At 67.4% G+C, this 16,994-nt stretch carries 14 protein-coding genes; 9 read left to right on the forward strand and 5 right to left on the reverse strand.

The genetic code is table 11. The annotated features are described in order from the left end of the window. The first annotated feature begins 15 nt into the window (after positions 1–15). The 3 genes from ABIA30_RS11550 to ABIA30_RS11560 all read left to right on the forward strand — a co-directional run bounded on the left by ABIA30_RS11550 (position 16) and on the right by ABIA30_RS11560 (position 3,333). Positions 16–1,443, forward strand: a complete 1,428-nt coding sequence (locus tag ABIA30_RS11550) for an ABC1 kinase family protein (RefSeq protein WP_370065195.1) — start codon at positions 16–18, stop codon at positions 1,441–1,443. After that, on the forward strand, positions 1,430–2,587 hold the full coding sequence (locus ABIA30_RS11555; protein WP_370065197.1) for a cytochrome P450: 1,158 nt from the start codon (positions 1,430–1,432) through the stop codon (positions 2,585–2,587). Before ABIA30_RS11550 ends, ABIA30_RS11555 begins: the two co-directional genes overlap by 14 nt. A 128-nt stretch (positions 2,588–2,715) precedes the next feature. Beyond that, a complete protein-coding gene (locus tag ABIA30_RS11560) occupies positions 2,716–3,333 on the forward strand; it encodes a hypothetical protein (protein WP_370065199.1) in 618 nt (205 codons plus the stop codon). A gap of 1 nt (position 3,334) precedes the next feature. On the opposite strand, the gene ABIA30_RS11565 is transcribed toward ABIA30_RS11560, so the two are convergent. Next, on the reverse strand, positions 3,335–3,739 hold the full coding sequence (locus ABIA30_RS11565; RefSeq protein WP_370065201.1) for a thiol-disulfide oxidoreductase DCC family protein: 405 nt from the start codon (positions 3,737–3,739) through the stop codon (positions 3,335–3,337). Positions 3,740–3,876: 137 nt separating this feature from the next. On the opposite strand from ABIA30_RS11565, the gene ABIA30_RS11570 reads away from it, so the two are divergent. Beyond that, entirely contained in the window at positions 3,877–4,392 is a 516-nt protein-coding gene (locus ABIA30_RS11570; RefSeq protein WP_370065203.1) for a 2-oxo-4-hydroxy-4-carboxy-5-ureidoimidazoline decarboxylase, read from the forward strand. Here the strand turns inward: ABIA30_RS11570 and ABIA30_RS11575 are convergent, their stop codons facing one another. Continuing rightward, entirely contained in the window at positions 4,393–5,946 is a 1,554-nt protein-coding gene (locus ABIA30_RS11575; RefSeq protein ID WP_370065540.1) for an aldehyde dehydrogenase (NADP(+)), read from the reverse strand. 114 nt (positions 5,947–6,060) lie between these two features. Between ABIA30_RS11575 and ABIA30_RS11580 the strand changes: the two genes are divergently transcribed. From ABIA30_RS11580 to ABIA30_RS11600, 5 genes are read left to right on the forward strand one after another with little or no spacing between them, the layout of a single operon-like run. Further along, positions 6,061–9,945 carry a Pls/PosA family non-ribosomal peptide synthetase gene (locus tag ABIA30_RS11580; RefSeq protein ID WP_370065205.1) on the forward strand — a complete coding sequence of 1,295 codons (3,885 nt, stop codon included), beginning with the start codon at positions 6,061–6,063 and terminating at the stop codon, positions 9,943–9,945. Next, positions 9,942–11,285, forward strand: a complete 1,344-nt coding sequence (locus tag ABIA30_RS11585; RefSeq protein ID WP_370065207.1) for a M1 family metallopeptidase — start codon at positions 9,942–9,944, stop codon at positions 11,283–11,285. Before ABIA30_RS11580 ends, ABIA30_RS11585 begins: the two co-directional genes overlap by 4 nt. Further along, positions 11,282–12,520 (forward strand): hypothetical protein, encoded by a 1,239-nt coding sequence (locus ABIA30_RS11590; protein ID WP_370065209.1) that lies wholly within the window; start codon positions 11,282–11,284, stop codon positions 12,518–12,520. The genes ABIA30_RS11585 and ABIA30_RS11590 overlap by 4 nt, the downstream gene beginning before the upstream one ends. A gap of 21 nt (positions 12,521–12,541) precedes the next feature. Further along, positions 12,542–13,261, forward strand: coding sequence for a glycosyltransferase family 2 protein (locus tag ABIA30_RS11595; protein WP_370065211.1), 720 nt, complete (start codon positions 12,542–12,544; stop codon positions 13,259–13,261). After that, complete coding sequence (locus ABIA30_RS11600) at positions 13,258–13,617, forward strand: DUF2304 domain-containing protein (protein ID WP_370065213.1); 360 nt, start codon at positions 13,258–13,260, stop codon at positions 13,615–13,617. The genes ABIA30_RS11595 and ABIA30_RS11600 overlap by 4 nt, the downstream gene beginning before the upstream one ends. Here ABIA30_RS11600 and ABIA30_RS11605 read toward each other — a convergent pair. From ABIA30_RS11605 to ABIA30_RS11615, 3 genes are all read right to left on the reverse strand, one after another. Continuing rightward, the gene (locus ABIA30_RS11605) at positions 13,608–14,207 is read right to left on the reverse strand and encodes a TetR/AcrR family transcriptional regulator (RefSeq protein WP_370065215.1); all 600 of its coding nucleotides are present in this window, start codon (positions 14,205–14,207) and stop codon (positions 13,608–13,610) included. The genes ABIA30_RS11600 and ABIA30_RS11605 overlap by 10 nt on opposite strands. A 1-nt stretch (position 14,208) precedes the next feature. Next, positions 14,209–15,993 (reverse strand): amidohydrolase family protein, encoded by a 1,785-nt coding sequence (locus ABIA30_RS11610; RefSeq protein ID WP_370065217.1) that lies wholly within the window; start codon positions 15,991–15,993, stop codon positions 14,209–14,211. A 67-nt stretch (positions 15,994–16,060) separates the two neighbouring features. Further along, a complete protein-coding gene (locus tag ABIA30_RS11615; RefSeq protein ID WP_370065219.1) occupies positions 16,061–16,993 on the reverse strand; it encodes an NAD-dependent epimerase/dehydratase family protein in 933 nt (310 codons plus the stop codon). Position 16,994: the final 1 nt, after the last annotated feature.

The raw sequence follows: 16,994 nt of genomic DNA on the forward strand, positions 1-16,994 counted from the left end.
GCCCAGGGAGGCGACATGGCTGCAAACGACAAAGCGGTGCCACGCGGAAGAATCCGACGCACCATGCCGGTCGCAGGATTCACCGCACGCGCGGCGGGCGGCCGGATGGTGGCCGCGCTTCGCGAGAAGGCCGGTAACGCCGGCGCCGTCGAACGTTTCCATGAGCGCACCGCCGAGCAGTACGCCGAACTGCTCGGCCACTCCAAGGGCGTGCTGATGAAGGCCGGCCAGCTCGTCTCCATGGTCGACGCCAGTGCCATTGGCGCAGGCGAACTTTCGCCATACCAGAAAGCGCTGACCCGACTGCAGGCCGATGCCCCACCGATGGACTCCGCCCTGGCCCGGCAGGTCGTGGAGGACGACCTCGGCCGTCCGACCTCCGCCGTGTTCGCATCGTTCTCCGACGAGCCGATGGCGGCGGCCTCCATCGGACAGGTACATCGAGCCGTTCTGCACGACGGCCGCGAGGTCGCGGTCAAGATTCAGTATCCCGGTGTGGCCCAAGCCATTCGGGACGATCTGTCGAACACTGAATTGTTGGCGACGATGTTTCGGTTCGCGGCCGGCGCGGCCGGAGCGCTGGGCGCGTCACTGCCCGACGTGACGCCGATCTCCGCGGAGATCTCCGAGCGCATCTCCGAAGAGATCGACTATCGACGAGAAGCGGCTCACGTCAACGCATTCCACGCGCTCTACCACGACCACCCGTTCATCCGGGTGCCCGAGGTGATCACCGAAGCGTCCGGTGATCGAGTGCTGACCATGACCTATGTGGACGGATTGGATTGGGCTGCAGCGCAAACCGCCGATCAAGAGCTGAAAGACACCTGGGCGGAAGTCATCACCCGCTTCATCGCGGGTTCATACCGGCACGGCAACCTGTTCCACGCCGACCCGCATCCCGGCAACTACCGATTCGGGCCGGACGGCACGGTCGGCTTCGTCGACTTCGGCTGTGTGAAGGTGCTGTCCGAGCCGCAGCGCCAACTCATCGTGCACATGATGCGGTCGGGCGTCGACGGCCGTAAAGATGAGTTGCGGGCTCGCATGGTCGAAAACGGTTTCTTCACAGCCGATTCCGGGCTGACGGCCGACGATGCATACCGTTGGTACCAGACCATCATCTACGAGATCCTGGCCCCGCAACCGGTCACCTATACCGCGGAGACCTCGCAGCGCGCGATCGCGTCGTTGCTCGACGTGCGGGACGCCGATCACCCGATGCGGCACATCACGGTGCCGCCCGATCTCGTCTTCTTCTCCCGGCTCAACCTCTCTATGAACGCGATCTTCACCGCGCTGCGCGCAACCTTCTATGCCCGTGCCACATTGAACGACATCGACGGGGTGGCCGCACCGGTGACCGAACTGGGCCGGCAGCACGTCGCCTGGGTTCGCCGCCGCGGGCTGCCTTTTGGGATAGACGACCATGAGCAGCGCTGACGTCACCGCGGCGCGGCTGCCCTGGGACGCCGCCGACCCCTACGTCTATTACGAGTCACGGCGCCGCGACGGGGACGTGGTCTGGGACGACACCGCCCAGGGCTGGCTGGTCGTGGGTTACGACGCGGCCCGGCAGGTCCTGGGTGGTTCCGGTTGGAGCAGCGACCCGTTGGCCAATCCGGTGGCCCGTGCGTCGATGACCGTGATGAGTCCGGAATTCACCAAGGCCTCAATGCTCTTCGCCGACGGCGCGAACCACGACCGGTTGCGCGGCGCTGTGCGGGATGCGTTCACCCGCGGCGCGGTGTCCGGTCTCAGCGAGGGTGTGGAGGTCATCGCGGCCGAGGTCGTGGCCCAACCACGGCCAGACGAGCCTTTCGACTTCATGTCGCAGATAGCGCTGCCGCTGCCGGTCGCGGTGGTCGGCGAGTGGCTCGACCTCGATCCCGTCCACGCCACCTCGTTACGTGAACTGTCACCGCCGATCATCCGAATGCTCGGCACGCTGGCCGATCCCGTCGAGGTGGCCGAGGGCTTCGGCGCCGTCGCCGCGCTGATGGCCGAGTTCCTGCCCGTCGCCGCCGATCGGCAGGCCCATCCCGGCGACGATCTGTTCAGCTACATCGCCACTGCCCCCGAGCTGGGGCTCGACGATGTGGTGGTGACGGCGATCCTGATCGCCGTCGCCGGGCATGAAACGACGGCGAATCTCCTCGGCGCCGGGCTGATTCGGCTGCTGCAGGAGCGAGTGACCACCGTGGACGGGGCGGTCATCACCGAACTGCTGCGCCTCCACGGGCCGGTGCAGTCCACGGTCCGGACCGCCACGGAGGATCAACGAGTCGGCGATGCCGACATCGCCGCCGGCGACAGCGTCCTCGTCGCGGTGGCCGCCGCCAATCGCGACCCAGCCGTGTTCGCCGACCCTGCCAGCTTCCTGCTGGACCGCACCGGCCCGGCGCCACTGTCCCTCGGATACGGCGCACATTACTGCCTTGGCGCGGCGCTCGCCCAGCTGGAATTGACCGTGGCATTGCGGAAAATCCTTGCCCGCCAACCTGTTATCGCGGGAGACATAACCTGGCGCGACACCCCCGCCATCCGCGGGCCGCAGGCCCTACCGGTGGTGTTCCGAGGCATCTGACGACGGCGACACCACGCTGCTCGGTGCCGGCGACCTCTGCCGATCACGACTGTCAACGACCACACAGGGTTCCCATTTAGGGTGACCCGCGCAAGGTCTCAGACGAGGCGCGGAAGGGCGAATCATCGATGGCGCTCACAGGGGTGGGACCAAAGACGCTGGGAGTCATCGTCGGGCTGCTGGGATTGCCACTCGCGCCGGGAGGCGCCCATGCTCAGCCGGCACCCCCGGTGTTGCCGTTTTTTCCGACTCCGCCCTTGCCGTACAACGGCACGATGGGTAACTACTCGTTCCCCGCCAACATCATCCCCGTCTACCCTCCGCCAACGGTGGATGCACGCGGGATCCGTGCGACCGTCTCCAACGACCCCACAATGGCCGCGCAAGGTATGCTCGGCAGCGCCTTGGGGCTCAGCCCCAACAAGGCCAACATCTTGACCTCGAGCAGCACCCGCTACCGGATCGGCGCCGGTACGAGCCCCAACCCGGCTCTTCCGACGGTCAACCCCGGCGTGAATATCGGGGCGGGTATGGAAGCCCCGACTCTCGAAGATCCGGGCGGCGCACCGCCGAAGACTGCGCCCGCCGCCGAGTCGGCCGAGCCGACCACCGCCCCGACCGACCCAGGCTTCCCGGCACCGATTCTGGAGGCGCCCAACGGTCAACCGGCGGCGGCCCCGGCACCGTCAGCTCCGGCTCCGGCTCCGGCTCCAGAGGCAGCGGCCGCGCCTGCTCCGCAGAACTGAATCAGGACGCGGGCGGCGCCATGCATTCATCAGGCGCGGATTCGCACAGCGGTGTGACGCCGCGGAACCGGTACCGATGCGTGGCCACCCACCGATAGACCCGTTCCTGCACCGGTCCGACCCCCGGCAGACCGTAGATGCGCAGCGGCAGCGAAGTACCCAGTGCCGTCGCGACCGCCGCGTTGACCGCCTTTGCGGCGCCGAACACCTCGCCGGAGGAATCCAGCCACCACACCGACTCCATCAGATGCTCCGAGTCGACGCCGAGACGCTGCCCGGTGCCGGGCTTCTGAAGTGGTTCGGTGCTCAGACGCCCGGTCCGGTTCAGGCGCAGCAGCCGGTTGCGCGCGCGAGTACACATGCCACATCGACCGTCGAAAAACAGCACGCCGTCCATAACCGTCATTGTGCTCCGCCGACGCCCGCGCATCGGCGTGAAGTGTGGCACAGAGCTGCAGGAACGCCCGCCGCACAGAAGTTTGCGTCGTTGTAACACGGAGAAACCTGGACGTACTCTCCGAATTCGATGATGTAGGCGTGTTGATGCATCAGGGAATAGGTCTCGAAGCGTTCAACGCCATGCCGAAAAAACGGGCGGTGCACGCGCTGTACGAATGCTGCTACAGCGTGCCGCTGGCCGGCAGTTTGGCCGACGGACGCGCCTACAAGGACCACGATCACTTGTTCCGGCGGGCTGACTCGATGCTGTTTTCCCTCGGCGAAGAGTCGATCGATGACATCCTGCAGGCCTATCCGCAGCTCGGCCGGCGGCCGGGCAGCGCCCGTTCACAGTTCGAGCAGTGCGCGGTGTGCGACCGCGACCCGGAGCTGATGACGACACTGCGCGGTCTCGCCACGACCTATCAGGCGCACTTCGGCTTCGACTTCGTCATGTTCGTCGGCGCGATGAGCGCCGACGAGGTACTGAGCACCATGAACGACCGGATGCACAACGACCACGAGACCGAGCGCAAGGTGGTCCGCAACGAACTGGCCCGGATCAACCGGACTCGGCTGGAACGGATGCTCGGCCCTGAGGGCGGCTACAACAACTGGTGATCAGCGTCGGCCGATCACACCATCGATCCGTCGCCAGATACCGTCCGGATTAGCGTCGGCAACAGCGTTGGGCTGCAATGCTATCGGCAGGTCCTGATAGCACACCGGCCGCAGGAAACGCTCGATGGCCCGGGCTCCCACCGACGTGCTGCGGGAGTCCGTGGTGGCCGGGTACGGGCCGCCGTGCACCATGGCATGGCCGACTTCCACGCCGGTGGGCCAGCCGTTGAACACGATCCGCCCGGCAATCAGTTCCAGCTCGGGCAACAACCGCGCCGCGGTACCCAGGTCCGATTCGACGGCGTGCACCGTGGCGGTCAGCTGTCCTTCCAAACCTCTTGCCACCGAGATCATTTCGTCGGCACCGCAGCAACGCACCAGTACACCGGCGGCACCGAACACCTCGGCCGCCAGTTCCTTCGAGGCCAGGAAAGTTGCCGTATCTGTGCTGAACAACGCCGCCTGGCCATGGTTGCGGCCGCCCTCGTGACCCTGCGCCACCAGCTCCGCGCGCAACGCCAACTCCGCCACGCCCCGGGCATAGTTGGCGGCGATCCCCGGCGTCAGCATGGGTCCCGCGGCGCACCGTTGCAGTTCTTCCCGGGCCGCATTGACGAATTCGTCCAGTTCCGGGGAGTCGACGGCAATCACCAGTCCCGGGTTGGTGCAGAACTGGCCCGAGCCGAGGGCCAGTGATGCCACAAATCCCCGGGCGATCTGGCCGGGCCCGTCGCGCAGCGCACCGGGCAGCAGGAACACCGGATTGACCGCGCTCATCTCCGCGTAAATCGGGATCGGCACCGCCCGGGCCGCAGCCACCGCGGCCAAAGCCGTTCCCCCCGAACGTGACCCGGTGAAGGCCACCGCCTTGATCCGCGGGTCCGCGACCAGTGCTGACCCCAGCTCGGGCCCATCGCCGTAGAGCATAGAGAAGGTGCCGGCCGGCAACCCACATTCGGCCACCGCGGCGGCAATGACCCGGCCCACCAACTCCGAAGTCCCCGGATGCGCGTCATGTGCCTTGACCACCACCGGACAGCCCGCGGCCAGTGCGGACGCGGTATCGCCACCGGCTACCGAGAATGCCAACGGAAAGTTACTGGCGCCGAATACCGCCACCGGCCCCAACGGCACCGCACGCTGCCGGAGGTCTGGCCGCGGTGCAGGCTTTCGATCCGGCTGCCCCGGATCGATCCAGGCGTCCTGCCAACTGCCTTCGCGCAGCACCGATGCGAAGAGCCGCAGCTGGCCCGCGGTACGTCCCATTTCACCGTTGATCCGTGCGTTGGGCAGACCGGTCTCGGCCACCGCACGGTCAACCAGGTCCTCGCCGAGCGCCTCGATACCCGCAGCGATCGCGTCCAGAAACACCGCGCGCCGGGCGGCCGAAGTGGCCCGGTAGGGCCCGAACGCCTCGATCGCAGCGGCGCAGGCCGCCTCGACGTGCCCGGGGTCGCCGTAGCGGTAAGCCGGTTCCAGGGCGGCCCCTGATACCGGGTCCAGTCCGCGAACCTGCGTACCGGCCCCCCACACCGGTGCGCCCGCGATGATCATTGCGCCGGTTAGCTCGATGGTCACGGTTCCACGGTAGTCAGACCTGCCCCCGCAGACGCGCCGCAGGCCGCACGTCGTCGGGAACACCCGGCCAACCCTTAGTAGGTTGTACGCGTGGCCCTGGAGATTCCCCCGCAGTACGTGCGTTCTTTCGACGCACCGCCGGCTAGGACCCTCATCGACATCCTGTACGCCACGGCCGAGAGATATCCCGATGCGCCGGCGATCGACGACGGCGAGGTGCAGCTCACCTACGCCGAGTTGATTGCCGACGTCCAAGAGAGCGTCGCCTGGCTGACCGCGCGCGGCATCGGCCGCGGTGACCGTATCGGCATCCGGATGCCGTCGGGCAGCTACGCGTTGTACGTGGCGATCCTGTCGACGCTGGCGACCGGCGCGGCCTACGTCCCGGTCGACGCCGACGACCCCGAGGAGCGGGCGACCCTGGTGTTCGGTGAGGCCGGCGTGGTCGGGGTCATCACCGAGGACGGGCTGATCCGTGGCCACGGATCGTCGCGTGGCTGGCAGGCCGGCGATCCGCTGACCCGTGATGACGCCTGGATCATCTTCACCTCGGGCTCAACCGGCACCCCGAAGGGCGTTGCCGTCACGCATCGCAATGCCGCCGCGTTCGTCGACGCCGAGGCCGAGATCTTCCTCAAGGACAATCCGTTGGGTCCGGGCGACCGGGTGCTGGCCGGATTGTCGGTGGCCTTCGACGCGTCCTGCGAAGAGATGTGGCTGGCCTGGCGGCATGGCGCCTGCCTGGTGCCGGCACCGCGTTCACTGGTACGCAGCGGTATGGACCTGGGCCCGTGGTTGGTGGCCCGCGACATCACCGTGGTCTCGACGGTCCCGACGCTGGCCGCGCTGTGGCCGGCCGAGGCGCTCGAAGCGGTGCGGCTGCTGATCTTCGGCGGCGAGGCATGCCCGCCCGAACTCGGCGAACGCCTTGCGGTGGACGGCCGAGAGGTGTGGAACACCTACGGACCGACCGAGGCCACCGTGGTGGCCTGCCTGGCACCGTTGGACGGCGGGCCGGTCAGTATCGGCCTGCCGCTGCCCGGATGGGACCTGGCTGTCGTCGACAAAGAGGGACAGCAGGTCGGCTACGGCGAAGTCGGCGAACTGGTGATCGGCGGCGTCGGCCTGGCCCGCTATCTCGATGCCGAGAAGGACGCCGAGAAATACGCACCGATGCCGACCCTGGACTGGCGTCGGGCCTACCGCAGCGGCGATCTCGTGCGACTGGAGCCCGACGGGCTGTACTTCCAGGGCCGTGCCGACGATCAGGTCAAGGTCGGCGGCCGCCGAATCGAACTCGGTGAGGTCGATTCGGCGCTGGTGAATCTGCCGGGGGTCAGCGGCGGTGCCGCCGCGGTGCGCAAGACCGCCAGCGGCACCCCCCTCCTGGTCGGCTACATCGCCAGCGCCGACCCACAGTTCGACCTCACCGCGGCGCGCAAGGCGCTGGCCAAGGCGCTGCCGGCCGCGCTGGTGCCACGCCTGGTACTGGTCGACGAATTGCCCACCCGCACCTCGGGAAAGGTCGACCGCAACGCACTGCCGTGGCCGGTCGACTCCGGCAATGACGACGGCCCCGACCTGGACGGCACCATGGGCTGGCTGGCCGGACTGTGGCGCGACGTGCTGGCCGCTCCGGTGGACGGCCCGGGCGCCGACTTCTTCGCCCTCGGCGGCGGTTCGCTGTCTGCGGCACAACTGGTGACCCTGCTGCGCGAGAAGTATTCGCAAGTGACCGTCGCGGACTTGTATGACCACCCCCGCCTCGGCTCGCTGGCCAGCTACCTCGACGAGCTCGACCCGCCGCCGCCAGTCGAAACCCGCACTGTCACACCGGTTCCCCTGATGACACAGCTGGCACAGGTGGTGCTGGCACTGCCACTGGCCACGCTGGCCGGCATGCAGTGGGTGGTGTGGCTGGCACTGCTGAACAACGTCGCAGCCAAGCTGCATCTGCTGCCCTGGGCCGAAACCGTCAACTGGTGGTGGGTGCTCGCCGGCTTCCTGGTGTTCGTCACGCCGATCGGCCGGATGGGAATCGCGGCGTTCTTCGCCCGGGCACTGCTGTCCGGGCTGCAGCCGGGCACCTATCGGCGCGGCGGCTCCGAACATCTGCGGGTGTGGCTGGCCGAACGGCTCAGTGAGGCCAGCGGCGCCGAAAACCAGGCCGGCGCACCATGGTTGGTGTACTACGCCCGGGCTCTGGGAAACCAGGTCGGCAATGCCGTCGACCTGCACTCGGCCCCGCCGGTCACCGGCATGCTCACCCTGGGACACCGCTGCTCGATCGAGCCCGAAGTCGATCTGACCGGACACTGGATCGACGGCGATCTGTTCCACGTCGGGCCTATCAGCATCGGCAACGACGCCACCATCGGCGCCCGGACCACCCTGTTCCCTGGTGCGGTGGTCGGCAAAAACGCCGATGTGGCACCGGGTTCCGGCGTCATCGGCAAGGTGAAAGCCGGGCAGTACTGGAAGGGATCGCCGGCAGTGAAGTCCGGCAAGGCTCATCATCCGTGGCCGGACGAACGGCCGGGCCGGGCACCGGTGTGGGTGGCGATGTACGGGCTCACCTCGATACTGCTGGGCGCGTTGCCGTTGATCGCGCTGGGATCTGGCCTGGCGATCGTGGGCTTCGCTGTGCGCCACACTCATTCGATGGCCGAGGCGATCCTGCCCGCCGCGTTGTGGACGCCGGTGGCCACACTGGCCGCGCTGGTGGTGTACGCCGGGGTGACGGTGCTGGCCGTCCGGCTGCTGTCGCTCGGCCTGAACGAGGGTTATCACCCGGTGCGCAGTCGGGTGGGCTGGCAGCTGTGGGCCACCGAACGGCTGATGGATGCCGCGCGGAACTACCTGTTCCCGATCTACGCCAGCCTGCTCACCCCATGGTGGCTGCGCCTGTTGGGCGCCAAAGTCGGTGCCGGAACCGAGATCTCAACTGCGCTGCTGACGCCAAAGTTCACCGAGATCCAAGACGGCGCGTTCCTGGCGGACGACACCATGGTGGCCTCGTACGAGCTCGGCGGCGGCTGGATCCACGTGGCCAAGGCAACCGTGGGCCGGCGTGCCTTCCTCGGCAACTCCGGTATCACCCAACCCGGCCGTCGGGTGCCCGACGACGGCCTGGTCGCGGTGCTGTCGGCCACCCCGCACAAGGCCAAAGCCGGCTCGTCCTGGCTGGGCAGTCCGCCGATCCGGTTGCGCCGCCAACCCACCGAGACCGACGCGCTGCGCACCTTCCACCCCTCACTTCGGCTGAAGATCATGCGGGCCACGGTCGAGACACTGCGCATCCTCCCGGTGTTCGTCACGTTCGCGATCGGCATCGCCGTACTTGGGACGTTGCAGGCCCTCGCCGGTGAATTCGGCTGGACGGCAGCGTCACTGCTCGGCGGGCTGGTCCTGCTCAACGCCGGTGGCATCGCCGGCGCGATCGCAGTGGCAGCGAAGTGGCTGATGATCGGCCGGATCACCGCCGTCGAGCATCCGTTGTGGTCGTCGTTCGTGTGGCGTAACGAGGTCGCCGACACCTTCGTGGAGACCGTCGCCGCCCCATGGTTCGCCAGGGCAGCCAGCGGTACCCCGGTGATGAACCTGTGGTTGCGGTCCCTGGGCGCCGCGATCGGGCGCGGCGTGTGGTGCGAAACCTATTGGCTGCCAGAGGCCGATCTGGTGACCCTGGGCCGGGGCGCCACGGTGAACCGCGGCTGCGTGGTGCAGACCCACCTGTTCCACGACCGCATCATGCAATTGGACACCGTGCTGTTGGCCGACGGCGCGACCCTCGGCACCCACTGCGTGGCGCTGCCCGCGGCGAGCATCGGCTCGGGCGCCACCGTCGGCCCGGCGTCGCTGGTGATGCGCGGCGACTCGGTGCCGCCGTCCACCCGGTGGCAGGGCAACCCCATTGCGCCGTGGGTCGGCAAGAAGCGCAAGAACGCCGGCCGAAACAAGGCATCGACCACATGACGCAGTCGAACAAGAAGGCCCGCAAGACGGCATCCACAGCCCATCCCGTGATCGACCCGTACCTGCCGCGCAATGGCAACTTCGGCTACCGGGTCTCCCGGTACGAGCTGGCCCTCGAATACAAGGTGGAGAGCAACCGGCTGTCTGGCGTCGCCGCCATCACCGCGGTGACGCTGGCGTCGCTCAAAACCTTCAGCCTGGACCTGTCCGATACTCTGACGGTCTCCAAAGTGGAGGTCAACGGCCGACGGCCGGCCAAGTTCCGATGTAGCCAGGGAAAACTTCACATCGCCTTGGACGCCGCCCTGCCCGCCGGCGCGTCGCTGTCGGTGTTGGTGCGATATGCCGGGAATCCCAAGCCGATCCGATCCATGTGGGGCGAAGTCGGTTTCGAGGAACTGTCCGAGGGGGCGCTGGTCGCCGGACAACCCAACGGCGCGGCGTCCTGGTTTCCGTGTGACGACCATCCGAGCGCGAAGGCCTCGTATCGCATTCAGATCAGCACCGACAGCCCGTACCGCGCGGTGGCCAACGGTGAATTGTTGAGCAGCCGGACAAGAGCCGGGCAGACCACCTGGACCTACGAACTGGCCGAGCCGACCTCGACGTACCTGGTCACCCTGCAGATCGGCCGGTACCAGTCGGTGCGGCTGGCCAAGTCTCCGGTGCCGATGAATGCCGCGTTACCGCAGCGACTGCTCGGTGCGTTCGAATACGACTTCGGTCGCCAGCCGCAGATGATGAAACTGTTCGTCGATCTGTTCGGGCCGTATCCGCTGTCCACCGGCTACACCGTGGTGGTCACCGACGACGAGCTCGATATCCCCCTTGAGGCGCAAGGTGTTTCGATCTTCGGTGCCAATCACTGCGACGGCCGGCGTGGCGCCGAGCGGCTGATCGCCCACGAGTTGGCCCATCAGTGGTTCGGCAACTCGGTGACGGTGCGACGCTGGCGGGACATCTGGCTGCACGAGGGATTCGCCTGCTACGCCGAGTGGCTGTGGTCCGAGGCATCCGGCGGGCCCAGTGCGCACGCACGGGCATTGCACTACCACCAGAAGCTGCAGGGGCAGCCGCAGAATCTGCTGCTGTCCGATCCCGGGCCCCGCGACATGTTCGACGACCGGGTGTACAAGCGCGGTGCGCTGACCCTCCATGCCTTGCGCCGCACGGTGGGCGACAAGAATTTCTTTGCGCTGCTGCGTGATTGGACCAACCGGCACCGTCATTCGACCGCGGTGACCGACGACTTCACCGGCCTGGCCGCGAACTACGCCGACGAGTCGCTGCGCGGTCTGTGGAACGCCTGGCTGTACCGCACGGATCTGCCTGCGTTGTGACCGACGGCGCGCCGACTGCAGGAGCCATCACCCGGAGCAGCGTGGCCCGGGTCGGCGCCGCAACCATCTTGACCGCGCTGTGCGGTTACGTGGTGCTGTACCTGGCGGCGCGAGACCTTGCACCCGTGGGCTTTTCGTTGTTCAGCGTGTTCTGGGGCGCGTTCGGACTGTTTACCGGCGCGGCGTTCGGGCTGTTGCAGGAGGCCACCCGCGAAGTCCGGTCGGTGCGCGACACCGGTCGGCCCACCGGGCCGCATACCCTGCCCATCCGGGTGGCCGCCGGAGTCGCCATCGCGGCGGCCGCCCTGATCGGGGGCACCTCGCCGCTGTGGGCACCGCACGTATTCGCCGCCTCCGAATCGCTCAGCGTGGCGCTTCTGGCCATCGGTTTGGCTGGATTCTGTTTGCATGCAACGCTTCTCGGAGTGCTCGCCGGCGTTGACGGCTGGACCCAATACGGCGCGCTGATGGTGACCGACGCCGCCATCCGGGTCGCGGTCGCCGTGGCGTCATTCCTGCTGGGCTGGGGCCTGGACGGATACCTGTGGGCCACCGTCGCGGGCTCGATGTCCTGGCTGCTGGTATTGCTGACGTCGCGCGTGGCCCGCCAGGCCGCCGCCATCCGCACCCGCGGCACCACGCGGACCTTCCTGGCAGGCGCATCACATTCGATCACCGCCGCGGGTGCCAGCGCCATCCTGGTGATGGGTTTCCCGGTACTGCTCAAGGCCACCTCCGCGGACCTGGGCGCCACCGGTGGTGTGGTGATCCTCGCGGTGACCCTGACCCGGGCGCCGCTGCTGGTGCCGCTGACCGCCATGCAGGGCAATCTGATCGCGCATTTCGTCGACAACCGGCGACTGCGCGCGCTGCTGACCCCCGCACTGGCGCTGGCCGGCGTCGGTGCATTCGCAGTGCTGGCCGCCGGGCTGATCGGCCCCTGGCTGTTGCGGACCTTCTTCGGCCCCGAGTACGTCGCCAGTGGTTCCCTGCTGGCGTGGCTGACCGCCGGGGCCGTCGCGATCGCGCTGCTGACCTTGACCGGCGCGGCCACCGTGGCCGCCGCCCGGCACCGCGCCTACGCCGTCGGATGGGTCGGTGCGACGCTCGCCGCGACGCTGCTCCTGATGCTGCCGACCGACCTACAGACCCGGACCGTCGTCGCTCTGCTGTGCGGTCCGATTGTCGGCATCGTCGTGCACCTGGCTGCGCTGATCAGCCTTCGGGCCCGGTGAACGTGTATTTTCGGCATCAACATGACCCGCTACCCCGAACAAGACTGCGGCCCCGGCCGCGGCGATGTCTGGATCATCATCCCCGCCTTCAACGAGGCGAGCGTCATCGCTGATGTGGTCACCGACGTCCGCACCGTGTTCCCCAACGTGGTGGTTGTCGACGACGGCGGCCGCGACGACACCGGCGACTGCGCCTACCAGGCCGGCGCCCACGTGGTCCGTCACCCGGTGAACCTTGGACAGGGCGCAGCCATCCAGACCGGCGTCGAATACGCCCGATCTCGGCCCGGGGCACAGGTTTTCGCCACCTTCGATGCCGACGGGCAGCATCAGGTGACCGACGTCATCCGGATGATCGACCGGCTGCGGACCGAGGACTTGGACATCGTGATCGGAACCCGTTTCGGCGATCGGCCACCGGAACGCATGCCGATGCTCAAACGGCTGCTGCTGCCGATCGTCGCAAAGCTCAGCTCGTCGAGCCGCAGACTGCACCTGACCGACGCCCACAACGGGCTGCGCGTGTTCAACAAGACCGTGGCCGATGAGCTGAACCTGACCATGAACGGCATGAGCCACGCCAGTGAGTTCGTCACGCTGATCGTGGAGAACCATTGGAACGTGGCAGAGGAGCCGGTGCATATCCTCTACACCGACTACTCGATGTCCAAGGGCCAGCCACTGGTCAACGGCGTGAACATCGTCGTCGACGGGCTGTTGCGCGGAAGGTTGCGCCGATGAACTGGATTCAGGGGCTGTTGATCACCGCGGTGGTCCTGCTGTTGGTGTACCTGCTGCGCTCACGCCGCAGCGCCAAATCCCGGGCCTGGGTCAAGCTCGGCTACGGGCTGTTCATGCTCGGCGCGATCTACGCCATCATCCGTCCCAACGACACCACGGTGGTGGCGCACTGGCTCGGGATCGGGCGCGGCGCCGACCTGCTGGTGTACGCGTTGGTGATCGCGTTCCTGTTCACCACCATCAGCGCGTACATGCGGTTCAAGGACCTTGAGTTGCGCTATGCGCAGCTGGCCCGCAGGGTCGCGCTGGATGGCGCACGGGTACCCGAACCGGACCCACCCACCCGTCAGGTCTGAGTGCCGCCCAACCCGCCCAGCATGGCCATCAAGAGCTGAAGTCGGCCGTCCTCGATCTCGGGCTGCGGCAACACCGCACGCACCAGCGCGGCGCCGTCGAACACGTTGATCAGGGTGGCAACCAACATCAGCAGATGTTCGGGAGGCAATTGGTCTGCACCAGGCAACGCCTGCGCAGTCTCGTAGATGGTGCGGCCGTACTCGCTCAGGGCGTCCTGCAGAGTGGCGCGCAGTTTCACGTCGGTGCGCGCGGCGACCATCAGCTCGTACATCACCGCGTTGGTGGCGTTGCCGGACACCTCCCGCAGCGCGACCAGAGCACCTTCCAAAGCCGGTTTGTCCGAAGGAATCTCAGCGACCAGCTTGCCGAATTCCACGAGCTGCCTACGCATGACCTCCAGCACGGTAGCCGCCATGAAGTCGCCCATGGTGGCGAAATGCTTGAACAGCGCGCCATCGGAAACCTGAGCCCGGCGAGCGATCACCGCCGCCGAGGCCCGGGCGTAACCCACCTCGACGATGGTCTCGATCGCGGCATCCAGGAGCCGGGCCCGAGTTTCCTCACGACGCTGCTGCTGTGTGCGCGCCATCTCAGACCGGCTGTGCGGCAGGAAGTTTCGCACCCTTGGCCGGCAGGTAGTGACCGGACTGCACGTCCTTGCCGTAGCCCTCCCGGAACTGGCCGTTGCGGAACACCACCTGGCCGCCCACGGCCGTCGCCACGACGGCGTCGTCATTGCGGTTCACCATCCGGCTCAAGCCGCCGTAGAACGGAACCGAATCTTCGTGGTACGCATCGACATCGGCGTTCAGGCCGGTCGGATCGATCACCACGAAGTCGGCGCGTTCTCCCTGGCGCAAGGTGCCGGCATCCAGACCGAACCAGTCGGCAACCTCGCCGGTGAGCCGGTGTACGGCATGCTCGGTGGTCATGAACGCACGGCCGTTACGATCGGCGTCCCGCACCCGCTTCAGCATGCGCAGCGCGTAGTTGTAGAACGCCATATTCCGCAGGTGCGCACCGGCATCGGAGAAACCCATGTGCACCGACGGCTCGACCGCCAGCTTGTCGAGTTGCTCGGGCCGGTGGTTCGCCACGATGGTGGTCCAGCGGACGTTGCGCTCGCCGTTCTCGACCAACACATCCAGGAACGCGTCCAGCGGGTGACTACCGCGCTCGTCCGCGATCTGACCAAAGCTCTTGCCCACCAAAGACTTATCCGGGCATTCGACGATCGTGGAGTCATGGAAATCGCGGTGCCACAGGGTCGGGCCGAGCACCCGCTTGTCAAACGACTTGCGGAACCGGCGGCGGTACTCCGGGTCTGCCATCAGCTTGTTGCGCTCCAGCTGGTCGCGCAGGTGCAGTGCGGCGGTACCGGCGCCGAACTCCTCGAACACCGGCAGATCGATTCCGTCCGAATACAATTCGAATGGCACCGGCAGGTGCTGGAACCGTACCTTGGAGTCCAGGAACTTGTTGGCCAGCCGGGTGATCGGCCCGAGCACGTATACCGCGCCAGGCGAGGACTTGGCATCGGCCGACACCAGCAGGCTCATCCGGACGCCGCGACGACGACCGAACCAGCCGCTGCTCTCCAGGAAGAAGTTGAGCGCCTCTTGGATTTTCGCGACATTCGGCGCGCTCTGCAGAATTCGGCCACGCTTGCGCAGCACCTTGATCAGCCGGCGCCGCTCACGCCAAGTGGCGAAGGTGGAGGGCAATGCACGGGACCGGAAGCGGTCACCGTCGAGCTTGTCGATCGCGGCGTCCATGCCGGACATACCGAGCATGCCGGCATCCAGAGCGGCGTCCAGCCGCGATGCCATGATCTCGAGTTCCGCATCGGTCGGCGTGACGCCGCGGGTGGTGGCACGATCCAGACCCAGCACCGAGGTACGCAGGTCGGAGTGCCCCAGCAGCGAGCTGACGTTCGGCCCGAGCGGCAGCGCGTCGAGGGTCCGGACGTACTCGGCCGGGCCGGTCCAGGTCTTGTGCTGCTCCAGCGCGCCGACGACGAAGTTGCGCGGCACCGCCTCCACCCGACTGAACAGGTCGGCAGCGTCCTCGGCCTCCGCGTACACCGTCGACAGCGAGCACATGCCGAGCAGCACGGTGGTCACGCCGTGGCGGACCGACTCCCGCAGGCCCGGGTCGAGCAGCACCTCGGCGTCGTAGTGGGTGTGCACGTCAATGAAGCCGGGTGTCACCCATTTGCCGGCGGCATCGATGACGTCCGGGCAGCCGGTCTCGTCGAGTGCTTCGGACGACACCGCGACGACGATGCCGTCGCGAATGCCCAGGTTGCGCTTCAGGGGTTGGCTGCCGGTGCCGTCGAACCAGAGGCCGCCGGAGACGATCACGTCGTAAGTCATGGCACGACGCTAGCCCAGAGGGCCCAAGAAAGTAAGTGATTACAATCTTTTTCTGCGAAATCCCAGGTCAGGAACGGAAGAAATCCACCGTCCGGGCCACACCCTCGGCCAGTGCCACCTTCGGAGCCCACCCCAGCAGCTGCTGCGCACGCGCGGTGTCCAACTGCGACCTATGCAGGTCACCGAGGCGCGGCGGGTGGAACTCGGGGGCGTCCGGCACACCGACCGCCGCCGCGATCGCAGTGTGCAGCTGCGCCACCGAGGTCTCCACGCCGGTACCGATGTTGAAGCGCAGCCCGCCACCGGCTTCTCCGCCGGCCCGGACGAAGCCATCCACCACATCGTCGACGAAGACATAGTCCCGGGTGTCGGTGCCGTCGCCGAAGATCTTGGTGGTGCGCCCGGCCAGCAGCGCCTGGCTGAAGATCGCGACCACACCGGCCTCGCCGTGCGGGTCCTGACGCGGGCCGTAGACGTTGGCCGGCGCGATGTGCGAGCAGTCCAGCCCGTACAGGTTGCGGAACATGTTGAGGTAGACCTCGCCGCACACCTTGCTGGCGGCGTATGGGGACGACGGGTCGGTGGGCATGTCCTCATTGGTCGGGTAGCCCGGCGGGACGCCGTAGATCGACCCGCCTGACGACGTATGAACCACCTTGCGCACGCCATTGCTGCGCGCCGCCTCCGCCAGCCGGACCGTGCCCACGACGTTGACGCCGGCATCGAACGGCGCGTCGGTCACCGACCGCGCGACGGAGATCTGGGCGGCCAGGTGAAAGATCACCTCGGGCTTGGCCTCGGCGACGATGCCGTGCAGGTCGGCATCGACGATGTCGGCCTCAGCGAAGCTGAATCGCGCACTGCCGTCGGCATCGGTCAGGTTCTCCCGTTTGCCACTGCTCAAGTCATCAAGGCCGACTACATCGTGGCCATCGGCGAGCAGCCGGTCGACGAGTGTGGATCCGATGAACCCGGCAGCTCCGGTGACGAGTGTTCGCACG

The sequence above is a fragment of the Mycobacterium sp. MAA66 genome, assembly GCF_041261665.1.
Lineage (GTDB): Bacteria > Actinomycetota > Actinomycetes > Mycobacteriales > Mycobacteriaceae > Mycobacterium.

What these genes read in the sequence shown, in the direction of transcription:
- ABIA30_RS11575 (WP_370065540.1), bottom strand. Translation starts at nt 5,946, where the DNA reads ATGATCATCGCGGGCGCACCGGTGTGGGGGGCCGGTACGCAGGTTCGC.
- ABIA30_RS11560 (WP_370065199.1), top strand. Translation starts at nt 2,716, where the DNA reads ATGGCGCTCACAGGGGTGGGACCAAAGACGCTGGGAGTCATCGTCGGG.
- ABIA30_RS11555 (WP_370065197.1), top strand. Translation starts at nt 1,430, where the DNA reads ATGAGCAGCGCTGACGTCACCGCGGCGCGGCTGCCCTGGGACGCCGCC.
- ABIA30_RS11605 (WP_370065215.1), bottom strand. Translation starts at nt 14,207, where the DNA reads ATGGCGCGCACACAGCAGCAGCGTCGTGAGGAAACTCGGGCCCGGCTC.
- ABIA30_RS11610 (WP_370065217.1), bottom strand. Translation starts at nt 15,993, where the DNA reads ATGACTTACGACGTGATCGTCTCCGGCGGCCTCTGGTTCGACGGCACC.
- ABIA30_RS11600 (WP_370065213.1), top strand. Translation starts at nt 13,258, where the DNA reads ATGAACTGGATTCAGGGGCTGTTGATCACCGCGGTGGTCCTGCTGTTG.
- ABIA30_RS11550 (WP_370065195.1), top strand. Translation starts at nt 16, where the DNA reads ATGGCTGCAAACGACAAAGCGGTGCCACGCGGAAGAATCCGACGCACC.
- ABIA30_RS11585 (WP_370065207.1), top strand. Translation starts at nt 9,942, where the DNA reads ATGACGCAGTCGAACAAGAAGGCCCGCAAGACGGCATCCACAGCCCAT.
- ABIA30_RS11570 (WP_370065203.1), top strand. Translation starts at nt 3,877, where the DNA reads ATGCATCAGGGAATAGGTCTCGAAGCGTTCAACGCCATGCCGAAAAAA.
- ABIA30_RS11565 (WP_370065201.1), bottom strand. Translation starts at nt 3,739, where the DNA reads ATGACGGTTATGGACGGCGTGCTGTTTTTCGACGGTCGATGTGGCATG.
- ABIA30_RS11595 (WP_370065211.1), top strand. Translation starts at nt 12,542, where the DNA reads ATGACCCGCTACCCCGAACAAGACTGCGGCCCCGGCCGCGGCGATGTC.